Origin of the sequence: Sphingomonas sp. (genome assembly GCF_048594985.1) — a bacterium.
Classification (GTDB): domain Bacteria; phylum Pseudomonadota; class Alphaproteobacteria; order Sphingomonadales; family Sphingomonadaceae; genus Sphingomonas_I.
On sequence record NZ_JBMDXG010000248.1, the window covers coordinates 1 to 20,567 of the forward strand.

Genomic DNA, 20,567 nt, shown 5'->3' on the forward strand with positions numbered 1-20,567 from the left:
CCAACGCCTCCGCCGTGATCGCGGAGGGTGAGGTCAACCAGCTGACCGCCGTGCGCCGCATCGATCTTGGCGAGGAGCGTTACCTCGACATCATCGGTGCGAAGACCGCGGCGCTGTTCGCCGCCGCCTGCCGCATCGCGGCGGTCGTCGCCGAGCGGCCGGAGAGCGAGGAGTCGGCGCTCGACTCCTACGGTCGCAACCTCGGCATCGCGTTCCAGCTCGTCGACGACGCGATCGACTATGCGTCCGACGACAAGACGATGGGCAAGGATGCGGGCGACGATTTCCGCGACGGCAAGGTCACGCTGCCCGTGATCCTAGCGCATGCGCGCGGCAACGACGACGATCGTCGCTTCTGGCGCGAGGCGATGGAGGGGCACCGCGCGTCCGACGCCGATCTGGCGCATGCGACCGGCCTGCTCCAGCGCACCGGCGCGCTGGACGATACGAAGGCGCGGGCGCGGCTTTATGGGCAACGCGCGATCGACGCGCTGGCATCCCTGCCCGGCGGGCAGGCGAAAGATGCGCTGGTCGAGGCGGTCGAATTCGCGGTGGCGCGCGCCTACTGACGCGCGCGCGACGGTTCAGGCGGCTTCGGGCGGATATTCGGTTTCGGCCCGCGCGCGCCGTTCGTAGGCGGTCGCGAAACGGATGTGGAGCTGCTGGATCGACGGATCCTTGGCAGCTTCGGCGCGCTCCCGGCAAGCCTGCGCGCGACGTTCGAAATAGGACCGGTTGTCTTCGTGGGCGGGCATGACCGCGCCTCCAATCTCCTTACAAGCGGCAGCTTGATAATAATGCTGTCGGTCGGCACCCTGCCTGCGGGACGAGTCGATGTCGATCGGGCGATCATACGCCTCCGGCGTCGAATCGTCTAATCGCGCCGGGGTTCGCCCTCGGCCGCCCAGCGTGGCACGATCTCGACGATCAGGTCGCCGGCCTCCAGGCGCGCGGCCGGCGTCTCCCAGAAGCCGTAGGCGACGTTGTCGCGATACAGCCGCACGCCGAGGCCTGTCGCAAGATGCGCCAGGGGTCTTCCGATCTCCTCCGGCGTGACCTGCCGTTCGTGCAGTTCGACCCGCCCGCCGGCGCCCGCCAGATCGGCCAGATAATCCGCCAGATGCTGGCCATGCGTCGATCCGGCGAGCAGCAGCCCCGCGAAGCTGGCCGGGTTGATGACCGTGTTCGCGCCCGCCTGATGCGCCAGCGGCTCGTTGTCGCGATTGCGGATCACCACGCTGATCGGCACGTCGGGCGCGACGCGGCGCGCCGTGAGCACCATCAGGATCGACGTGTCGTCGCGTCCTGCGGCCACGACCAGCGCCCGTGCCTGTTCGATCCGCGCCGCCTCCAGCGTGACGTTGCGCGTGGCGTCGCCTTCCAGCACGGTCGCGCCGCACGACTCGGCGGTAGCGATGGCCTGCTTGCCCTCGTCGATCGCCACGATCGTCTCGGCGGGCGTGCCACGCGAGACCAGCTCGGTAAACGCCGCCTGCCCGCTCGTCCCGAACCCGCACAGCACGACGTGGCCGGACAGCCGCTTCTGGATCACCGCCATGCGCCATCGCTCCCAGGTGCGCTTGAAAAGGAAGTCATACGCCGTGCCGAGGAAGATCAGCCACACGAACAGGCGGATCGGCGTCACGACGAAGGTATCGAACATCCGCGCGCGCGGCGTCACCGGCACGATGTCGCCGAAGCCGACCGTCGTGACGGTGATCATCGTGAAATACATGACGTCGATGAAGCTGATATGCCCATCGACATTGTCGCGCAGGCCCTCGCGGTCGAACCAGTGCACCGCCAGCGCGACGCCGATCAGCGCGAAGGCCAAAGCGATCCGCCAGAGCAGCGAGACGACGGGCGACACGCCCGACTTGCGGCGGAGCGCCCCGAGCGGCTTCTGACGGATCGGCCGCCGTATCATCGCGCGGGCAACAGGCTGAGCGGATTGACCGGGCGGCGGCGCTCGCGCACCTCGAAATGGAGCTGGGGACGCGGTGCGCTGCCGCTCGCGCCGGCTTGCGCGATCGTATCGCCCTGCGCCACTGCCTGCCCGCGCCGCACCAGCAGCTTCTGCGCATGGCCGTAGGCAGTGAGCCAGCCGTCACCGTGCCGGATGAGGACCAACTCCCCGAAGCCCGCCAGCGTGCCCGCGAAAGCGACCACGCCATCGGCGGCGGCGCGAACCGGCATCCCGATCGAGGTCGCGATATCGATCCCGTCGTTGCGCCCGCCGTCGCCGAGCTGGCCGAAGCGGCGCAGCACCTTGCCCGTCAGCGGCCAGGCGAAGCGGCCGGCAAAGCGCTGCGGCGGCGCGCTCACCGCCACGGTCGGGGGCAGCTTGCGCGCGGCGGTGCGGACCGGCGCGGCGGGCTTGGCTTTGGGTGCAAGCGCCGGCTCGGCGCCGGTGACCAGATCGTCGATGTCGATCCGGAAGGCGGCGGCGCGCTGCTCCAGCGTCATCGTCGCCACTTCTTTCGCGCTGGGGATCAGCAGTCGCTGACCCGCGCGCAGCAGATACGGCTCCTCCAGATGGTTGAGCGTCGCGATGCGCGACCAGTCGACGCCGTAGGCGCGCGCGATCGCGATCCCGCTCTCGCCCCTGCCGACCTGGTGATAGCGGCCAGCGGGGATTTTCAGTCGCATCCCCGGCCGCACGGCATAAGGCGGTGCGATCCGGTTCGCGCGCCCGATCGCGTCGATGCTGGCGCCGGTGCGCAGCGCGACGTGACTCATCGTCTCGCCCGCTTTCACGACATAGGTCTGCTGGCGGACGTCGGTGGCGTCGGGCGCGACCGTCTTCACCTCCCACACGGGCGGGGGCTCGCTCACCGGCTTCGGTGCCGCCGCGATCAGCAGCAGCGCCAGCGGAGCGAGCGCGTGTTTCACCGGTAGAGTTGCTCCAGCCGGGCGAGCGAAGGATCGTGCGTCAGGTCGAGATGCAGCGGGGTGACCGTGACATAGCCCTGATCGGACAGTTCGAGGTCGGTCGCGACGCTGCGATGCTTCACCCGCCCGACGTTGAGCCAATAATAATCGTAGCCGCGCGGATCGACGCTCTTCTGAAGCTGCGGGTCGCCGTAATCGCGCAGGCCCTGCCGCACGACGCGGATGCCCTTGACCTGCTCGGGCTCGATCGCCGGGAAATTGACGTTGACCAGCGTATTCGGCACCCAGTCGGCCAGCCCCGCGATCAACGGCTCGAGCGCGCGCCGCGCCCAGGCCTCGGCGCAGGCGAAGGGCACCGCATCGCCCATGCCGGGCCGTGCATAGACCTGGCTCAGCGCGATCGCGGGAATGCCCGCCAGCGCGCCCTCCATCGCCGCCGAGACCGTGCCCGAATAGCTTACATCCTCGGCCAGGTTCGATCCGCGATTGATGCCCGACAGCACCAGATCGGGCGGCGAATCCTTCATGAACAGCGCCAGCGCCGCGATCACCGCGTCGGTCGGCGTCCCGCCCACCGCATGATGGCGATCGTCATACGACCGGATGCGCATCGGCTGGGTGATGGTGAGCGAGCGGCCCTTGCCCGATTGCTCCTCGGCCGGCGCAACGACGGTCACGTCGTCGGAGAAGGTCCGCGCGACCTCCTCCAGCAGCTTGATCCCGCGCGCGTCGATGCCGTCGTCGTTGGTGACGAGGATGCGCATCAGGCCGCCCCGATCCGCGTCAGCCCGCCCATGTACGGGCGCAGCACGTCGGGCACGGTCACCGACCCGTCCTCCTCCTGATAATTCTCGATCACCGCGACCAGCGTCCGCCCCACCGCGAGCCCCGATCCGTTGAGCGTGTGGAGGAAGGCGGTCCCCTTCTCGCCCGCCGGGCGATAGCGTGCATCCATCCGCCGCGCCTGGAAGTCGCCGCAGTTCGAGCAGCTCGAAATCTCGCGATAGCGCTGCTGCCCGGGCAGCCACACTTCGAGATCGTAGGTCCGGCGCGCGGTGAAGCCCATGTCTCCGGCGCAGAGCAGCATCCGGCGATAGGGCAGGTTCAGCGCCTCGAGGATGCCTTCCGCGGCGCGCGTCATCCGCTCATGCTCCGCGTCTGAATGCTCGGGCGCGCAGACCGCGACCAGCTCGACCTTCTCGAACTGGTGCTGGCGGATCAGCCCGCGCGTGTCGCGCCCGGCGGCGCCCGCCTCCGACCGGAAACAGGGTGTCAGCGCGGTCACGCGCATGGGCAGATCGGTTTCCGCGAAGATCTGCTCACGAACCAGATTGGTTAGCGAAACTTCCGCGGTCGGGATCAGCCAGCGGCCGTCGGTCGTCCGGAACAGATCCTCCGCGAACTTCGGCAGCTGGCCCGTGCCGAACACCGCCTCGTCGCGCACCAGCAGCGGCGGCGCCACCTCGGCATAGCCATTCTCGGTCGTCTGCCGGTCGAGCATGAACTGGCCGAGCGCGCGATGCAGCCGCGCCGCGCCGCCGCGCAGGACGGTGAAGCGCGCGCCCGCGACGCGCGCGCCACCCTCGAAATCCAGCCCCAGCGCGGGCCCGAGATCGGCATGGTCGCCGGGCGTGAAGGCAAAGGCGCGCGGCGTCCCCCACCTCTTTTGCTCGACATTGCCGTCCTCGTCCGCGCCCTCGGGCACGGTCGCGTCGGGCAGGTTGGGCAAGGCGGCGAGCGCATCGGCCAGTTGCGCGGCGGCCTGCTGGGCGGCGGCGTCGCAGTCGGCCATCCGGTCCTTGATGCCCGCCACCTCGGCCATCAGGCTCTCGGCGGTCGCCTCGTCCTTCGCCGCCTTCGCCTTGCCGATCTCCTTCGACGCTTCGTTGCGGCGCGTCTGCAGCGCCTGCGCGTCGGCGATACGCGCGCGGCGCACCTCGTCCATCGCCAGCAGGGCGGCCGCCTGCGGGGCCACCCCTCGTTTTGCCAGCCCGGCGTCGAAGCCGGCCGGATCGTCCCTGATCGCGCGTATGTCGTGCATAGGGCCAGCCTAATGGCCGTGCCCCCGCGCCCACGCAAGCTGCAACCCGTTCGCGCGATGCGGCGTTGGTCGGGCGACATCGATCAGAGGAGATGAAGCCATGCGCGTTCCCCACGACAGCTATGTGCTGGTCGCCGACGGCGCCAAAATGCTGTTTTTCCGGAACGAGGGCGACGCCACCGCGATCAACCTGCAGGTTGTCGCCGCCGAACAGCAGCGCGACGATTATGATCGCGACATCAAGACCGATCAGGCCGGCCAGAAGCCGGGCATTCCCGGCGGCCCGGGCGGATCGACCGCAGGCGAGACCGACTTCCACCAGCAGGCCGAAGACCGCTTCGCCAAGGAGGCGGCGGAGCGGATCAATCGCGCGGCGCTGGCGGGCACGTTCGAGGATCTGATCGTCATCGCCTCCCCCAAGACGCTCGGCGAATTGCGCAAGCATTACGGCAAGCAAGTCCAGGACAAGATCAGGGCGGAGATCGCCAAGGATTTGACCGGTCATCCGGTGGACCGGATCGAGGCAGCGCTCGAATCTCACGAGGAATGAGGGCGGCTCACCGCAACCGAACCACGCCTTACCCCGTCGTTCGTCGTATGTTCGTTTCGGGAACCTTACACCCGCATTGCGAATTTGTTCTTGTGACGTGAGCTTTCGAGGAGACTGACCATGAAGTATCTTATTCTTGCGTTGGCCGGCACCGCGATGACGGCTCCGGCGCTCGCCCAGGAAACGGCGCCGGCGGACACGACTTCGACCAGCGCGACCGCGACGGCGGCCGCCCCCTCTGCCGGGCCGGTCAGCGTGACGCAGGGTATGTCGGTGGTCGATGCCAGCGGCGCGACGGTGGGCACGATCGAGTCGGTCACGGCGCAGGGCGCGGTCGTTTCGACCGGGACGGCCAAGGCGGCACTCCCGCTCAACGCCTTCGCCAAGCGTGACAATGGCGTGGCCATCAGCATGACCAAGGCCCAGCTCGAACAGGCGGTCAGCGCGGCCCCCGCGCCCCAGATCCAGGTCGGGGCGGTCGTCAACGACACGTCGGGCGGCAAGGTCGGCACGGTCGAGGCCGTGAACGGCGATCAGGTGACCGTCGCGACCGCCACCGCCAAGGCGGCGCTGCCCAAGAATGCCTTCGCGCAGGGCCCGAGCGGGCTGGTGATCGGCATGACGGCGGCCCAGCTCGAGGCTGCGGTGAAGGCCGCGACGCCGAGCGCGGGCTCCAACTAAGACCCTTCGAGGCGGCGGAGCGTGACGATCAAATCGTTGCGCTCCGCCGTCTTGTCGCCTTCCCCGCGCCTCACTATAGCGCCGCCCCGTGCGGTGGAGGCGCGGGCGGCGGCCCGTTCCTCGCAAGTGGCGGGACGCTTCATGGCGACGGCGGTGAGCAAGATCGACGAAGAAGGCTCCGATATCGAGCTGGAGCCCGGCTATAGGCCTTCGGCGGACGAGCCGTTCATGAATCGGCGGCAGCAGGCCTATTTCCGGCGCAAGCTGCTCGACTGGAAGGATTCGATCCTCCGCGAATCAAAGGAAACTCTGGCGCAGCTCCAGATCGATTCGCTGCGCGAGCCTGATGTGACCGATCGCGCTTCGTCCGAAACCGACTGGGGGATCGAGCTGCGCACCCGTGATCGCCAGCGCAAGCTGATCGCGAAGATCGACGCCGCGATCCGCCGCATCGCCGAGGGCGAATATGGCTATTGCGAAATGACCGGCGAGCCGATCAGCCTCGCCCGGCTGGAAGCGCGCCCGATCGCGACGATGACGGTGGAGGCGCAGGAGCGCCACGAGCGCAACGAAAAGATCAGCCGCGAGGAATAAGCGGTCTCGTTAACGGCTTCTAAGCCAAATTCGTGCATTCCGTCCGCCCACAAGCTTGCGAGGGTTCGGATGGAACGGTCCTTCAGTCCCGAAGAGCCGCAGCGCGACGAGGACGCCCGATACGCGCATCTGCGCTCGGAACCACGGGACAGCATGTTCCTGATGGCGACGATGCGGCGCGCCGGCGGCCCCGACGTCACGGTCAAGGTCCGCAATCTCTCGGGCGGCGGGCTGATGGCGGAAAGCCCCGTCACCTTCCTGCGCGACGAACGTGTGGAGGTCGAACTGCGCGGCATCGGCACCGTCGCAGGGCGCATCGCCTGGTTCGCCGCCGGTCGGCTGGGGATCGCGTTCGACACTCCCGTCGACCCCCGCCTCGCGCGTAAGCCCGTGACCGGCAATCCGCAGCCGCAACTCGTCCAGGCATCGCGCACGATGTGGCGGCCCGGTATCCGCTGACCCGCTTCTGCCGCCTGCCTGCCCATGATTGACGCTCGCACGGCCGCTCCGGTATAGGCGCTCTTCAGGCGGCCCGCTTGGGCCGCCTTTTCTATTTCCGGAGTCGATCCGACCTCATCTGTCTGTCGAAGGAGCCTGCTGCGATGCCGATCACGCCCCTCATGCCCGTTTATCCGCGGTGCGGCGTGCGTCCGGTGCGCGGCGAAGGCGCATGGCTGATCGGTGAGCGTGGCGAGCGCTATCTCGACATGGCGGGCGGCATCGCGGTCAACATCCTGGGTCATGGCCATCCTGCTCTCGTGAAGGCGATCGCCGATCAGGCGGCGACCTTGATGCACGTGTCCAATCTCTACGGGTCGCCGCAGGGCGAGCATTTCGCGCAGCGGCTGGTCGATAAGACCTTCGCCGACACGGTGTTCTTCACCAATTCGGGCGCGGAGGCGGTCGAATGCGCGATCAAGACCGCGCGCCGCTATCATTTCGCCGACGGCCGGCCGGAAAAGAACCGGATCATCGCTTTCTCCAACGCCTTCCACGGGCGGACGATGGGCGCGATCTCGGCCACCAATCAGCCGAAGATGCGCGAAGGGTTCGAACCGCTGCTGCCCGGCTTCACCGTGGTGCCGTTCAACGACCTTGCCGCCGCCGAGGCCGCGATCGGCCCCGATGCCGCCGCCTTCCTGGTGGAGCCCGTCCAGGGCGAGGGCGGGATCCTGCCCGCGACGCAGGAATTCCTGAGCGGCCTGCGCCGGTTGGCGGACGAGAACGGGATGCTGCTGATCCTCGACGAGGTTCAGTGCGGCTATGCCCGCACCGGCACCTTCTTCGCGCACGAGCAATATGGGCTGACGCCCGACATCATGGCGGTCGCCAAGGGGATTGGCGGCGGCTTCCCGCTCGGTGCGTGTCTCGCGACCGAGGAAGCGGCGAAAGGCATGGTGATCGGCACGCACGGCTCGACCTATGGCGGCAATCCGCTCGCCATGGCGGCGGGCGAGGCGGTGCTCGACATCGTCGGCGAGCAGGGCTTCCTCGACGAGGTCAAACGGCTTGGCGAACGGCTGCGCGCCGCGCTCGAACAGATGATCCCCAATCACGACCACCTGTTCCAGGAAGTGCGCGGCCTGGGCCTGATGCTGGGGATCAAGCTGAAGAGCGACAGCCGCGCCTTCGTTGCCCATCTCCGCGATAATCATGGGCTGCTGACGGTCGCGGGCGGCGACAATGTCGTCCGCCTCCTGCCCCCGCTCACCATCGACGAGGGGCATATCGCCGAATGCGTCGAGCGGCTGAGCGCGGGCGCGCGCAGCTATCAGGTGCCGGCGGCGGCGTAGACATCACCCCCCTTCCCGTTCGTGTCGAGCGAAGTCGAGACACGTCCGCGCGGTACGTCCCACCCCTTCGCTCGGGACGAACGGAGCTTTGACGCAATGACCCGCCATTTCATCGATCTGTCCGATGCCGGTCCCGACGCGCTCCGCGCGATGCTGGACGATGCCCGCGCGCGCAAGGCCATTCGCGCCGGCTGGCCCAAGGGACGCCCCGATCCCGACCGCCCGCTCGACGGCCATGTGCTGGCGATGATCGTCGAGAAGAATTCGACGCGCACGCGCGTGTCGTTCGACATGGCGATGCGCCAGCTGGGCGGCACGACCATCGTCATGGACGCGGGATCGATGCAGTTGGGGCGCGGTGAGAGCGTCGCCGATACGGCGCGCGTGCTGTCGCGCTATGTCGACGCGATCATGATCCGCACCGACGACCATGCAAAGGTTCAGGCGCTGGCCGAACATGCCTCGGTCCCGGTCATCAACGGCCTGACCGACCACAGCCACCCCTGCCAGATCATGGCCGACCTGCTCACCGTGCTCGAACGCAAGGGCCGGATCGACGGCACGAAGTGGGCGTGGCTGGGCGACGGCAACAACGTGCTCCATTCGATCATCGAAGCGGGCAGCCTGCTCGGCTTCGACGTCGCCGCCGCCTGCCCGCCGGGCTATGAGCCCGACCCCGCCGTGATCGCCGCCGCGCGCGCGCGCCGGCAACCGGCCGCCCGTCCTCACCCGCGATCCGCATGAAGCCGCGGCCGGGGCCGACGTGGTCGTCACCGATACCTGGATCTCGATGGGCCAGGACCATGCCGAGGAAAAGCTCGCCGCGCTCGCGCCCTATCAGGTGACCGAGGCGCTAATGGGCGAGGCGGACGGCGGCGGACTGTTTCTCCACTGCCTGCCCGCGCATCGCGGCGAGGAAGTGGTCGACGCGGTGATCGACGGTCCGCAAAGCGCGATCTGGGACGAGGCCGAAAATCGCCTGCACGCGCAGAAGAGCGTGCTGCTGTGGTGCCTGGGACGCTTGGCGGCCTGAACGGCCGGGGCCGCGCGGAAAGCCCGGCCGGCCGGTTCAGGCGATGATGTCGGGGATCAGCTGATCCTCGAGCGCGGCAATCTGGTCCTTGAGCGCCAGCTTGCGCTTCTTCAGGCGCGCGAGCTGAAGCTGGTCGCTCGCCGGCGCGAAGGCAAGCGCGTCGATCGCGCTGTCGAGGTCGCGATGCTCCTGCCGGAGTTCGCCGATCTGCCGGATGATCTCCGCCTCGTCCATTCCGTCCCGCCCCGTTGCCGGCGCTTGCCCTAGGGCGTCGCGGGCCGCCGCTCAAGCGCCCCGATCGCTTCGCCGGATGGAGCGAATTTCACGATTATTGACTCCGTTTCGGGGCGACAGCGCGTCGAATCGATGATCTATTCGAAGGTCCGACCAGCGAAGAAGGAGCGAGTCGAATGACGAATTCCCACTCTGCGACGTTGATGGCGAAACATGCCCGCCTCGATGCCCAGCTTAAGGACGAGCAGCACCGTGCTGCGCCCGACACTGTCTTGGTCGCGATGCTCAAGAAACAGAAATTGAAGATCAAGGAAGCGCTCTCGCGCCTCTAGCGCGTTTCCACCGCCAGGCTCCGGTCCGCCAGCGCGTGGCCGGAGCGCAGCGCGGACGACGGCGCCATGCCGCTCCCGCCGCGCCATGGCAGGGGCAGCCGGTTCAGTTCTTGAGCTTCCAGCCGCTTCGCAGCAGCAGGTAGCAGAGCAGGCCGAGCGCGACGTTGACGACCAGCAACACCGCCGCGCCCAGCGCGACATTGCTGTCGCTCACCCCTAAGAAGCCGTAGCGGAATCCCGAAATCACGTAGAAGAACGGGTTCAGGTGGCTGAATGCGCGGAACGCGCCATGCAGGCCGTCGATCGAATAGAAGGTGCCCGACAGCAGCGACAGCGGCTGCACCACGAAATTGGTGATCGTGGCGTTATGGTCGAACTTCTCGGCCCAGATCGACGTCAGCACGCCGATGAACGCCAGCATCGCCGCGCCCATCAGCCCGAAATACAGCGCCGCCCACGGCACGCGCGGCAGGATGTCGCCCGGCCACAGGTTCACGATCACGAGCAGCGCGAGGCATACCAGCACCGCGCGCGTCACCGCCGCCAGAACCAGCGCGGTCAGCAATTCGCCCGACGAGATGGGGGGCATCAGGTAGTCGGTGATGTTGCCCTGGATCTTGCCGACCAGCAGCGAGAAGCTGGAATTGGCGAACGCATTCTGCATCATCGCCATCGCGATCAGCCCGGGCGCCGCGAAATGGCCGAAGGAGACGCCCATCACGGTGCCGCCGTCGCGCCCGAACGCGACCGAGAAGACGACCAGCAACAGGATCGCCGAAAAGGCCGGTCCCCAGATCGTCTGCAGTTGCACCTTGAAGAACCGCCGCACCTCCTTGATATAGAGAGCGTATAATCCGCCCCAGTTGATCATCGCGATCACCGGTTCGCCGGGGGCGGGACGTTTTGTTTCGATCGAGGTCTCGGCCATGGCGCTGCGGGTAGTCCCCGCGCCCCGCGCCAGCAAGCCTCGAAGTCATGGGAAGCATGTGAATGTCTTGGACGGACGAGCGGATCGATCAGCTCAAGCAGATGTGGCAGCAGGGCATGACCGCCAGCCAGATCGCCGAAACCCTGGGCGGCGTCAGCCGCAACGCGGTGATCGGCAAGGCGCATCGCCTGGGCCTTCAGTCGCGCCCGTCGCCGGTGAAGGCGGCCGAGACGCCGGCGCCCGCGCCCGTCGCCGCCGCGCCGGTCGAAGCGCCGCCGCCGCCCAAGCCCGCGCCCACCGTTGCGGCCGCTCCGCCGCCCGCGCCCACGCCGCGTCCAGCCCCCGCGCCCGCCATCCCGGGTGCGAGCCCGCCCGCCCCGCAGGCGGATGCGCCCGTCGTTCGCTCGATCGGGCCGGGCGGCTTCCAGCGTCAGAATCCACATGAGCAGCAGTCGCCGATCCCGCCGGCCCCGCCGCGCCGCCTGGTGCCGGCCAAGCCCGCGCCGGAGATCGCCAACAAGACCAGCCTGCTCGATCTGAACGACCGCATCTGCAAATGGCCGCTCGGCCATCCGGGCGAGCCCGATTTCCATTTCTGCGGCGAGGCGGTCAATCCGGGCTTCCCCTATTGCCTGGAACATTGCTCGGTCGCCTATCAGGCGCAGCTTCCGCGCCGCGACCGTCGCCCGCCGCCGCCGCTGCCTTATGGCGGCCCGCGCGTCCGCTGACGGCCGACCCGGCTACTCGCTCGCGAACAATTCGCGTTCGATCGCCACGGTGAGCGCGGGATCGCGGGGATCGGTGTCGGGCGCGAAGCGCGCCACCACCTCGCCGTCGCGCCCGATCAGGAATTTCTCGAAATTCCACAGCACCTCCGGCGCGGGATTGGGCGACAGGCCGTGCTTCGCCAGCCGGTCGCGCATGGTGGTCGTGTCGTTGGTCGTCTCGGGCATCGCGGCGGTCAGCGCCCGGTAAAGCGGATGCGCGTCGGGCCCGGTTACCGCGATCTTCCCGAACATGGGGAAGGCGACGCCGAAATTGGTCGTGCAGAATTCGGCGATCTCCGCGTCGCTGCCCGGTTCCTGCCCCGCGAAATCGTTGGCGGGGAAGCCCAGCACCGCGAACCCCTGATCGCGATACGTCTCGTACAGCGCCTCCAGCCCTTCATATTGCGGCGTCAGCCCGCATTTGGACGCGACGTTGACCACGAGCAGCACCTGCCCCGCATAATCGGCGAGGCGTGCGGGCGCGCCCGCGATGGTCTTCAGTTCGATATCCTGGATCGCGCTCACGGCTCTTCCTTTCGGGCTTGGCATTGACGGGGCCGACAGGCTTTTCCAAGGGAAGGGCCATGAAGCGCAAGACCGGTCAGGATCGTTCCATCACCGCCCGCTGGCGGCCCGCGACGCAGGCGGTGCGCGGCGGCACCGCGCGTTCCGAATGGGGCGAGACGAGCGAGGCTTTGTTCCTCACCTCGGGCTATTCCTACGATCGCGCCGCCGACGCCGCCGCGCGCTTCACGGGCGAGCAGCAGGGCATGACCTATTCGCGGCTCCAGAACCCGACGGTCGAGATGCTGGAACAGCGCATCGCCCTGATGGAAGGGGCCGAGGCGTGCCGCGCGATGACGACCGGCATGGCCGCGATGACCGCCGCTCTGCTCTGCCAGCTCGAACAGGGCGACCATGTCGTCGCCGGCCGCGCCGCCTTCGGCTCGTGCCGCTGGCTGACCGACACGCTGCTGCCCAGGTTCGGGATCACCTCGACGATCGTCGACGGTCGCGACACACAGGCATGGGCCGACGCGATCCGCCCGAACACGAAACTGTTCTTCTTCGAAACGCCCGCAAACCCGACGCTCGACGTGGTCGATCTGGAGGCGGTGTGCGGCATCGCGCGCAAGGCCGGCGTCACCACCGTGGTCGACAATGCCTTCGCCTCGCCCGTGCTGCAGCGGCCGCTGGAATTCGGCGCGCACATCGTCGCTTATTCCGCGACCAAGATGATGGACGGGCAGGGCCGCTTGCTGGCGGGCGCGGTGTGCGGGAGCGAGGATTTCATCGAAAAGACTCTGCTGGCGTTCACGCGCAACACCGGCCCTACCTTGTCCGCATTCAACGCCTGGGTCGTGCTCAAGGGGCTGGAGACGCTCGACCTGCGCATCCGCCGGCAGAGCGAGAATGCGCTGGCGGTCGCGACCTTCCTCAACGACCGCGTCGAAACGCTCTATCCGGGGCTCGCCAGCCACCCGCAGCACGATCTGGCGATGCGGCAGATGGCGGCCGCCGGCACCATTCTGGCGATCAATGTCGAGGGCGGACGCGCGCAGGCGCACGCTTTGCTCGACGCGCTGGAGCTGGTCGACATCAGCAACAATATCGGCGATTCGCGCTCGCTGATGACGCATCCCGCCTCCACCACCCATTCGGGGCTGGCGGAAGAGACGCGGCTGGCGATGGGCGTCGGCGAAGGGATGCTGCGCCTCAACGTCGGGCTGGAGGACCCGCTCGACGTGATCGAGGATCTCGATCGCGCGCTGACGGCGGCGGGGCTTTGATGGCGGTTCTCGACACGCTCTTCCCGCATAGCGCCGTCACCGGCGACATCGCGGTGCGCGTCGTGGTCAGCTTCCTGCCCGACCAGTCGCAGCCCGATCAGGCGCGCTGGTTCTGGGCCTATCACATCCGGATCGAAAATCATGGCGGGCAGGAGGTCCAGCTGCTCACCCGCCGCTGGATCATCACCGACGGACGCGGCGACCGCCATGCGGTCGAGGGCGAGGGCGTGGTCGGCGAACAGCCGGTGATCGCGCCCGGCGCCTCCTACGATTATGTCTCGGGCTGCCCGCTCGACACGCCGACCGGCAGCATGGAGGGGAGCTACCGCATGGTCCGTGCCGACGGGGCCGTCTTCGATGCCGCGATCCCGCACTTCCAGCTGATCGGCCCGGCGGTGATCCCATGAAGCGGACCCACCTGCCGCTCAACGGCCTGCGCGTGCTCGACGCGGCGGCGCGCTATCTGTCCTTCACCCGCGCGGCGGACGAGCTGGCGGTAACCCCCGCCGCCGTCGGCCAGCAGATCCGCACGCTGGAGGATGTGCTGGGCGTGGTCCTGTTCCGCCGCACCGCCAAGGGGCTGGAGCTGACGCCCGAGGCGGCGGCCGGGCTCGATCCGCTCCGCCAGGGCTTCCTCCAGTTCGAGGAAGCGGTCCGCGCGATGCAGGCGCAGCAATCGTCGAAGCGCCTGACGATCGCCGCACCGCGCGACTTCACCGCCAAATGGCTGGCCCCCCGCCTCGCCGATTATGGCCGCACCGACGACGAACTCGGCTTCCACCTCGTCGCCGCCGACGAAAGCCTCGACTTCACGCAGGCCAATCTCGATCTCGCCGTCTGCCTGACGAAGGACAAGGGCGAGCATGAAGGCGTGATGCTCGGCGCGCGCGGGCATGTCACGATCGGCCGCGCCGACGGTGCCGACCGCGCGATCGGCTGGCCCGGCTGCCTGCAGGCGGATCGCGATCCCGTCATCACCGTCGCCGACGCCGGGCTGGCGATCGACGCCGCCGCCGCCGGCCTCGGCCGCGCGACCGTGCCCGCTCTGCTGGCCGGGGACGATCTCGCCTCCGGTCGGGTGGTCGAGTTCGGCCGCGTCGACTGCGACCGCGCCTACTGGCTGGTCGCGCCCGTCCCGCAGTGGCGGCAGAAGAAGGTGAAGGCGCTCGTGGCGGCGCTGACCGCCTGATCCCACGCATCGCGCCGCGGCCCCGCCCGGCGCTCCCATTTTCGGAGGATATCTTGGCCAAGTTGATCGCATTGCTGCCCGGCGACGGGATCGGACCCGAGGTCGTGGCCGAAGCGCGCCGCGTGCTGGAGACCGTCTGCGGCGATGCGCTCGCGTTCGAGGAGGGCGCGGTCGGCTATTCGGCGTATGAAGCAGGGGGCCATCCCCTGCCCGACGCCACGCTCGATCTCGCACGGCGCGCCGACGCGATCCTGTTCGGCGCGGTCGGCGATCCGCGCGGCGATGCGTTGCCGCGCGGGCAGCGGCCCGAACAGGCGATCCTCGGCCTGCGCAAGCATCTCGGCCTGTTCGCCAACCTCCGCCCCGCCCGCCTCTACCCCGAACTGGCCGACGCCTCCGCGCTCCGGCCCGAAGTCGCGCGCCGCATCGATCTCGTCATCGTGCGCGAACTGAACGGCGACGTCTATTTCGGCGAGAAAGGCATGCGCACCACCGCCGCCGGCCGGCGCGAGGGCTATGACATCATGTCCTATGACGAGGATCAAGTCGCGGCGATCGCGCGCGTCGGCTTCGAAACCGCGCGCGCGCGCGGGCGGCGGCTCTGCTCGATCGACAAGGCCAACGTCCTCGAAACTTCGCAGCTCTGGCGCGACGTGGTGATCGAGGTCGCGGCCGGCTATCCTGACGTGCAGCTCAGCCACATGCTGGTCGACAATGCCGCGATGCAGCTCGTGCGCGATCCCGGCCAGTTCGACGTGATCGTCACCGGCAACCTGTTCGGCGACATCCTGTCCGATCAGGCGAGCATGTGCGCGGGATCGATCGGCATGCTGCCATCGGCCTCGCTCGATGCCAGCCAGAAGGGGCTGTACGAGCCGATCCACGGCTCCGCGCCCGACATTGCCGGGCAGGGCAAGGCCAACCCGCTCGCGACGATCCTGTCGGCGGCGATGCTGCTGCGTTACTCGCTCGGCCTGTCGGACGAAGCCGACCGGATCGAGCGCGCGGTCGCCACCGCCTTGTCCCACGGCGCGCGCACGCCCGACATCGGCGGCACGACCACGACCTCGGCGATGGGCGAGGCGGTGCTCGCCGCCCTGTAAGCGCGGCCTCCGGGCAGGGTCAGCGCTGCTGGCCCCGCCCGGTCGCGGTCCAATAGATCCCGCCCATCAGATGGTCGAGATAGTGCGGATCGCGGTACATCTCGACATTGTGGCCCAAGGTCGTGACGAACACGCGGCCTTTTTCATAGCGGTGATACCAGGCGATCGGATGGTCGCCCATCGGCCGGCCCACCTGCCCCGGCCAGATCCTGGTCGGGTCGTAGCTGGTCTCGTCCACCTTCAGCACCGGATTGATCCGCACCTTGTACGGGTCGGCGAGGACGTAAAATTCGTCGCTCCAGATCCAGCGGTCGGGAACGCCGAACGTCGCCGGAAAATTGCGGTCGGTCACGGTCACGACGGCGGTCTGGACCATCGGGTGGTTGATGAACGACCGCCCGACCATCTTCTCGTACCAGACCCAGTTGTTCGGGGGCGTGATCGCGGCGCGGTGGACCACGATCGCGTTGCCGCCGGCGCGCATATAAGCCTCGAACTTGGCGCGCTGGGCGGGACTCAGCTCCTCGCCCGGCGTGTTGAGGAACATGACCGCCGCATATTGGCTGAGGTCGCCGTCGAACGCGCTCGTCTGGTTGGTCCAGGTGAAGTCGAACGCATGCAGCTTGGCCAGCTTTTCCAGGCTGTCGCGCGCGACCGGAATATATTCGTAATGATACTTGTTGGGGATCGCGATCACCAGCAGCTTGAACTGGCTGTCCGCCCAGGCGCTCGCCGGCGTGAGCAGCGCGATCCCCGCCGCGACCCGTCCGATCATGCGTTTCATGCGCGTCTCCCTCATCGCCCTGCCCGCATAACGGCGGCGGCGCGGCGTCGGAAGCACGACCTCCGTCGAACTTTTCGTGCATCGGTGAACCCATTCGGTCGGGGCCGCGTTTCGTCGCTCGTGCGCATCGCTTTGTCCCTCCTGGTCGCTCTCGGTCTTGCCGGTCAGGCGGGGGCGACCGACCGCGACCTGCGGTCGATCAACGGCATGCGCGGGCACCATGCCGTGATCCTCGCCTTCGCCCCCACGCTCGGCGATGCCCGGCTGGAGGCGCAGCGTGCCGCCTTCGCGCGGATCGGGCTGGAGGCGGCCGGGCGCGACCTGCTGCTCGTCCAGGTGGACGATGCGCGCGTGGTCGGCGCGACCGACAAGGCGCCCGCGCTCCGGCGGCGCTTTCGCGTCGCGCCCGACGCGTTCCAGGTGATGGTGATCGGCAAGGACGGCAGCCCCGCTCTGTCCTCCGCCACGCCGGTCGAGCCCGGCCGGATCGTCGCCGCGATCGACGCCACGCCCGTGCGCCAGGCCGAGGTGCGCGACGCGCGCGCCGGCCGCGTCACGGCGCAGCGCTGACCGCACCCGCTAGCTGACAGGCCGCCGCCGGCCCGCTAGGGTCGGCCGCGATGGCCGACGAAGACCTTTTCGCATCCCCCTCCGGACAATCCGCCGCGCAGAGTTACGACGCCTCGGCGATCGAGGTGCTGGAAGGGCTCGAACCCGTCCGCCGCCGGCCGGGCATGTATATCGGCGGAATCGACGAACGCGCCTTTCACCACCTCGCCGCCGAGGTGCTCGACAACGCGATGGACGAAGCCGTCGCCGGCCACGCCACGCGGATCGAGGTGACGCTCCAGGCCGGCAACCGCCTGACCATCGTCGACAATGGACGCGGCATCCCGGTCGATCCGCACCCGCGCTATCCCGGCAAGTCCGCGCTCGAAGTGATCCTCACCACGCTCCATTCGGGCGGCAAATTTTCCGACAAGGCCTATGCCACGTCGGGCGGCCTCCACGGCGTCGGCATCAGCGTGGTCAACGCGCTGTCGACCGATACCGTCATCGAGGTCGCGCGCGACCGCACGCTCTATCGCCAGACCTTTGCGAAGGGGCACCCCACCTCCCCGCTCACCACCGTCGGCCCGACCCCCAACCGGCGCGGCACGAGCGTGGCCTTCACCCCCGACCCCGAAATCTTCGGCGAAAGCGCGCGCTTCAAGCCCGCGCGGCTCTACCGCCTCGCCCGCTCCAAGGCGTACCTCTATGCGGGCGTCGAGATACGCTGGCGCTGCGACGCGGCGCTGATCGGCGACGACACGCCGGCCGAGGCGAGCTTCCAGTTCCCCGGCGGCCTGTCCGATCATCTGCGCGAGATGATCGGCACGCGCGCCTGCGCGACCGCCGAGCCGTTCGCCGGGCGGCAGGATTTCCCCAACGGGCAGGGTTCGGTCGAATGGGCGGTGGCATGGCCGCTCTTCTCCGACGGCAGCTACAGCTATTATTGCAACACGATCCCGACGCCCGATGGCGGCACGCACGAACAGGGCCTGCGCGCGGCCTTGGTGAAGGGCCTGCGCGGCTTCGGCGAGCTGGTCGGCAACCGCAAGGCCAAGGATCTGGCGCCCGAGGACGTTGTGACCGACGTCGAGCTGCTCCTGTCGGTCTTCATCCGCGACCCGCAATTCCAGAGCCAGACCAAGGACCGCCTCACCAGCCCCGAGGCGGCGCGGCTGGTCGAAGGCGCGATCCGCGACCATTTCGACCATTTCCTGTCCGACAACATGGATCGCGGCCGCGCTCTGCTCGGCTTCTGCCTCGACCGGATGGACGAGCGGATGAAGCGCAAGGCCGAGCGCGACGTGAAGCGCAAGACCGCGACGAGCGCGCGCAAGCTGCGCCTGCCCGGCAAGCTCACCGATTGCGCCAATGACGATCCGACGGGCACCGAAATCTTCATCGTCGAAGGCGACAGCGCCGGCGGCTCGGCCAAGCAGGCGCGCGACCGCAAGACGCAGGCGATCCTGCCCATTCGCGGCAAGATCCTGAACGTCGCCAGCGCCACCGCCGACAAGATCCGCCAGAATCAGGAGATCGCCGATCTCGGCCAGGCGCTCGGCTGCGGCACGCGCGATCGCTGCGATCCGGCGGCTTTGCGCTACGAGCGGATCGTCATCATGACCGACGCCGACGTCGACGGCGCGCATATCGCGACCCTGCTGATGACCTTCTTCTTCCAGGAAATGCCCGACGTGGTGAAGAACGGCCACCTCTTCCTAGCGCAGCCGCCGCTCTACCGCCTCACCGCCGGCGGCAAGAGCCTCTATGCCCGCGACGACGAGGATCGCGCGCGGATCGAGGCCAAGGACTTCAAGGGCAAGAAGGTCGAGGTCGCGCGCTTCAAGGGCCTCGGCGAAATGAACCCCCAGCAATTGCGCGAAACCACGATGGACCCGAAGACGCGCACGCTCATCCGGATCACGCTGCCGCAGGAATATGAGGAGCGGCGCGGCACCAAGGATCTGGTCGACCGCCTGATGGGCCGCCATCCCGAGCATCGCTTCGCCTTCATCCAGGCCAATGCCGCGACGCTGGAGGAAGACGCGATCGACGCGTGAGCCGAAGGCGCTCGCCCTTATTCCTAGGGTCGCGCCGGGATCTTCGTGCCGAGCAGGATCAGCCGCTCGCCCTCGATCCCGAACCAGTGCGGCACGCCCGCCGGAACGAGGATCACGTCGCCCGGCGCCAGCGCGCGCGTGGTGCCGCCCTCGATCCGGCTGCCTTCGATCAGATCGGGCTTGGTCGTCGTCGCCTCCGCCAGCGTCCCCCCGGAAATCAGCGTGCCGCGCCCTTCCAGCACGGTCGCATATTCGGCCTGGTCCGGATGGACCGCCGGCTTGCCGGGCTTCTTCCACACCTCGATCGCGGCGACGGTCTCGCCCGCCCGGAGCAGCGGCTTCCACGCGAAGCCCTGGCCCGGCTTCATCCCCGCCAGCGTGGCGGCGGCCTGCGCCTTCACGTCGGCGGCGTTGGCGAAGGAGGTCGGGTCCGCCCCCTGCGCCTGCGCCGCGCCCGTAAGCCCCAGCGCCACGATCACCCAACCCCGCATCCCGCATTCTCCGTCGCTATTTGCCCGCGAGCCTAGGGCGGGAGGCACCGGTTGCAAAGCGCTCTCGTCGCGGCCACCACGGAGACGCGATGACCATGATCCCGCTTGCCGCCGACCATGTCGCCATCGTCGGCGCGGGCTTCTCGGGCACGCTTCAGGCGATCAACCTCGTCCGCCACGGCGGCCCGCGCGCCACGCTGATCGAGCGGCGGCCCCGCCTCGCCCGCGGCGTCGCCTATTCGACCGTCCACCCCGAACATCTGCTCAATGTCCGCGCCGCGAACATGAGCGCGCTGCCCGACGATCCCGATCATTTCGTGCGCTGGCTGGCGGAGAATGACGCGCGCGGCGCGGGCGGCTTCGCGCGCCGCGCGGATTATGGCCGCTACCTCGCCGCGCTCCTGCGCGAGACGATCGCCGCACGCCCAGCTCGGCTACGGATCGTCGCAAGCGAGGTCGAGTCGTTCGCGGAGGATGGGGTCGGCGTCCGCCTCCTGCGCGCCGGCGGCGCCACGCTGGCGGCCGATGTCGTGGTGCTCGCGCTCGGCAACCTCGCGCCCAACGATCCGCCGGGCTTCGCCGACAGCGGTCTTCCATCCGACATCTACGCCGCCGATCCGTGGGCGGGCGATGTCGCCGACGGGCTCACCGACCGCGACACGATCGTCACGATCGGCACCGGCCTGACCATGGTCGACGTCGCGCTCCTGCTCGATTCGCGCGGCTTCAAGGGGCGGCTGATCGCACTGTCGCGAC

The 20,567-nt window shown here is 68.7% G+C and carries 25 protein-coding genes and 1 pseudogene; 16 read left to right on the forward strand and 10 right to left on the reverse strand.

Annotation, left to right across the window (positions count from 1 at the left end):
• Positions 1 to 569, forward strand: a 569-nt coding sequence (locus tag ACOJSF_RS09895) for a polyprenyl synthetase family protein (RefSeq protein WP_420142042.1), incomplete at its 5' end; no start/stop codon positions are given.
• Positions 570 to 584: 15 nt separating this feature from the next.
• Here the strand turns inward: ACOJSF_RS09895 and ACOJSF_RS09900 are convergent.
• The 5 genes from ACOJSF_RS09900 to serS form a co-directional block, all read right to left on the reverse strand.
• Positions 585 to 755, reverse strand: coding sequence for a hypothetical protein (locus ACOJSF_RS09900; protein WP_420142043.1), 171 nt, complete (start codon positions 753 to 755; stop codon positions 585 to 587).
• Between the two features lie 119 nt (positions 756 to 874).
• The gene (locus ACOJSF_RS09905; RefSeq protein ID WP_420142044.1) at positions 875 to 1,927 is read right to left on the reverse strand and encodes a potassium channel family protein; all 1,053 of its coding nucleotides are present in this window, start codon (positions 1,925 to 1,927) and stop codon (positions 875 to 877) included.
• On the reverse strand, positions 1,924 to 2,892 hold the full coding sequence (locus ACOJSF_RS09910; protein WP_420142045.1) for a peptidoglycan DD-metalloendopeptidase family protein: 969 nt from the start codon (positions 2,890 to 2,892) through the stop codon (positions 1,924 to 1,926). Before ACOJSF_RS09910 ends, ACOJSF_RS09905 begins: the two co-directional genes overlap by 4 nt.
• The gene (gene surE, locus ACOJSF_RS09915; protein ID WP_420142046.1) at positions 2,889 to 3,656 is read right to left on the reverse strand and encodes a 5'/3'-nucleotidase SurE; all 768 of its coding nucleotides are present in this window, start codon (positions 3,654 to 3,656) and stop codon (positions 2,889 to 2,891) included. Before surE ends, ACOJSF_RS09910 begins: the two co-directional genes overlap by 4 nt.
• Positions 3,656 to 4,933, reverse strand: a complete 1,278-nt coding sequence (gene serS, locus ACOJSF_RS09920) for a serine--tRNA ligase (protein WP_420142047.1) — start codon at positions 4,931 to 4,933, stop codon at positions 3,656 to 3,658. The genes surE and serS overlap by 1 nt, the downstream gene beginning before the upstream one ends.
• A 100-nt stretch (positions 4,934 to 5,033) precedes the next feature.
• Between serS and ACOJSF_RS09925 the strand changes: the two genes are divergently transcribed.
• The 6 genes and pseudogenes from ACOJSF_RS09925 (at position 5,034) to argF (ending at position 9,584) form a co-directional block, all read left to right on the forward strand.
• A complete protein-coding gene (locus ACOJSF_RS09925) occupies positions 5,034 to 5,483 on the forward strand; it encodes a host attachment family protein (protein WP_420142048.1) in 450 nt (149 codons plus the stop codon).
• Positions 5,484 to 5,603: 120 nt separating this feature from the next.
• Positions 5,604 to 6,164 carry a hypothetical protein gene (locus tag ACOJSF_RS09930; protein ID WP_420142049.1) on the forward strand — a complete coding sequence of 187 codons (561 nt, stop codon included), beginning with the start codon at positions 5,604 to 5,606 and terminating at the stop codon, positions 6,162 to 6,164.
• Positions 6,165 to 6,305: 141 nt separating this feature from the next.
• Positions 6,306 to 6,758: an RNA polymerase-binding protein DksA gene (dksA, locus tag ACOJSF_RS09935; RefSeq protein ID WP_420142050.1), complete on the forward strand. Its 453-nt coding sequence runs from the start codon at positions 6,306 to 6,308 to the stop codon at positions 6,756 to 6,758.
• 69 nt (positions 6,759 to 6,827) lie between these two features.
• Positions 6,828 to 7,217, forward strand: a complete 390-nt coding sequence (locus ACOJSF_RS09940; RefSeq protein WP_420142051.1) for a PilZ domain-containing protein — start codon at positions 6,828 to 6,830, stop codon at positions 7,215 to 7,217.
• A gap of 143 nt (positions 7,218 to 7,360) precedes the next feature.
• Entirely contained in the window at positions 7,361 to 8,551 is a 1,191-nt protein-coding gene (locus ACOJSF_RS09945; RefSeq protein ID WP_420142052.1) for an aspartate aminotransferase family protein, read from the forward strand.
• A gap of 96 nt (positions 8,552 to 8,647) precedes the next feature.
• Positions 8,648 to 9,584: pseudogene (gene argF / locus ACOJSF_RS09950) on the forward strand (ornithine carbamoyltransferase).
• Positions 9,585 to 9,620: 36 nt separating this feature from the next.
• On the opposite strand, the gene ACOJSF_RS09955 reads toward argF, so the two are convergent.
• Positions 9,621 to 9,818, reverse strand: coding sequence for a YdcH family protein (locus ACOJSF_RS09955; protein WP_420142053.1), 198 nt, complete (start codon positions 9,816 to 9,818; stop codon positions 9,621 to 9,623).
• 176 nt (positions 9,819 to 9,994) lie between these two features.
• On the opposite strand from ACOJSF_RS09955, the gene ACOJSF_RS09960 reads away from it, so the two are divergent.
• Positions 9,995 to 10,150, forward strand: a complete 156-nt coding sequence (locus ACOJSF_RS09960) for a YdcH family protein (RefSeq protein WP_420142054.1) — start codon at positions 9,995 to 9,997, stop codon at positions 10,148 to 10,150.
• 103 nt (positions 10,151 to 10,253) lie between these two features.
• On the opposite strand, the gene ACOJSF_RS09965 is transcribed toward ACOJSF_RS09960, so the two are convergent.
• Positions 10,254 to 11,078, reverse strand: coding sequence for an ABC transporter permease (locus ACOJSF_RS09965; protein WP_420142055.1), 825 nt, complete (start codon positions 11,076 to 11,078; stop codon positions 10,254 to 10,256).
• A 62-nt stretch (positions 11,079 to 11,140) separates the two neighbouring features.
• Between ACOJSF_RS09965 and ACOJSF_RS09970 the strand changes: the two genes are divergently transcribed.
• Positions 11,141 to 11,806, forward strand: a complete 666-nt coding sequence (locus ACOJSF_RS09970; RefSeq protein ID WP_420142056.1) for a GcrA family cell cycle regulator — start codon at positions 11,141 to 11,143, stop codon at positions 11,804 to 11,806.
• A gap of 12 nt (positions 11,807 to 11,818) precedes the next feature.
• Here the strand turns inward: ACOJSF_RS09970 and ACOJSF_RS09975 are convergent, their stop codons facing one another.
• Positions 11,819 to 12,370, reverse strand: coding sequence for a glutathione peroxidase (locus tag ACOJSF_RS09975; RefSeq protein WP_420142057.1), 552 nt, complete (start codon positions 12,368 to 12,370; stop codon positions 11,819 to 11,821).
• Positions 12,371 to 12,429: 59 nt separating this feature from the next.
• Between ACOJSF_RS09975 and ACOJSF_RS09980 the strand changes: the two genes are divergently transcribed.
• The 4 genes from ACOJSF_RS09980 (at position 12,430) to leuB (ending at position 15,927) form a co-directional block, all read left to right on the forward strand.
• On the forward strand, positions 12,430 to 13,635 hold the full coding sequence (locus ACOJSF_RS09980; protein ID WP_420142058.1) for a trans-sulfuration enzyme family protein: 1,206 nt from the start codon (positions 12,430 to 12,432) through the stop codon (positions 13,633 to 13,635).
• Complete coding sequence (gene apaG, locus ACOJSF_RS09985; RefSeq protein WP_420142059.1) at positions 13,635 to 14,042, forward strand: Co2+/Mg2+ efflux protein ApaG; 408 nt, start codon at positions 13,635 to 13,637, stop codon at positions 14,040 to 14,042. The genes ACOJSF_RS09980 and apaG overlap by 1 nt, the downstream gene beginning before the upstream one ends.
• A complete protein-coding gene (locus ACOJSF_RS09990; RefSeq protein ID WP_420142060.1) occupies positions 14,039 to 14,824 on the forward strand; it encodes a LysR family transcriptional regulator in 786 nt (261 codons plus the stop codon). The genes apaG and ACOJSF_RS09990 overlap by 4 nt, the downstream gene beginning before the upstream one ends.
• A gap of 62 nt (positions 14,825 to 14,886) precedes the next feature.
• Complete coding sequence (leuB, locus tag ACOJSF_RS09995) at positions 14,887 to 15,927, forward strand: 3-isopropylmalate dehydrogenase (protein WP_420142065.1); 1,041 nt, start codon at positions 14,887 to 14,889, stop codon at positions 15,925 to 15,927.
• 19 nt (positions 15,928 to 15,946) lie between these two features.
• On the opposite strand, the gene ACOJSF_RS10000 is transcribed toward leuB, so the two are convergent.
• A complete protein-coding gene (locus ACOJSF_RS10000) occupies positions 15,947 to 16,702 on the reverse strand; it encodes a ThuA domain-containing protein (RefSeq protein ID WP_420142066.1) in 756 nt (251 codons plus the stop codon).
• A gap of 93 nt (positions 16,703 to 16,795) precedes the next feature.
• Here ACOJSF_RS10000 and ACOJSF_RS10005 point away from each other — a divergent pair, with 93 nt between their 5' ends.
• Both ACOJSF_RS10005 and parE read left to right on the forward strand, forming a co-directional pair.
• A complete protein-coding gene (locus ACOJSF_RS10005; protein WP_420142061.1) occupies positions 16,796 to 17,281 on the forward strand; it encodes a DUF4174 domain-containing protein in 486 nt (161 codons plus the stop codon).
• 50 nt (positions 17,282 to 17,331) lie between these two features.
• On the forward strand, positions 17,332 to 19,320 hold the full coding sequence (parE, locus tag ACOJSF_RS10010) for a DNA topoisomerase IV subunit B (protein ID WP_420142062.1): 1,989 nt from the start codon (positions 17,332 to 17,334) through the stop codon (positions 19,318 to 19,320).
• Between the two features lie 23 nt (positions 19,321 to 19,343).
• Here parE and ACOJSF_RS10015 read toward each other — a convergent pair whose 3' ends face one another.
• The gene (locus tag ACOJSF_RS10015) at positions 19,344 to 19,811 is read right to left on the reverse strand and encodes a cupin domain-containing protein (protein ID WP_420142063.1); all 468 of its coding nucleotides are present in this window, start codon (positions 19,809 to 19,811) and stop codon (positions 19,344 to 19,346) included.
• Between the two features lie 89 nt (positions 19,812 to 19,900).
• Between ACOJSF_RS10015 and ACOJSF_RS10020 the strand changes: the two genes are divergently transcribed.
• A partial coding sequence (locus tag ACOJSF_RS10020; RefSeq protein WP_420142064.1) for an FAD/NAD(P)-binding protein occupies positions 19,901 to 20,567 on the forward strand: 667 nt, incomplete at its 3' end.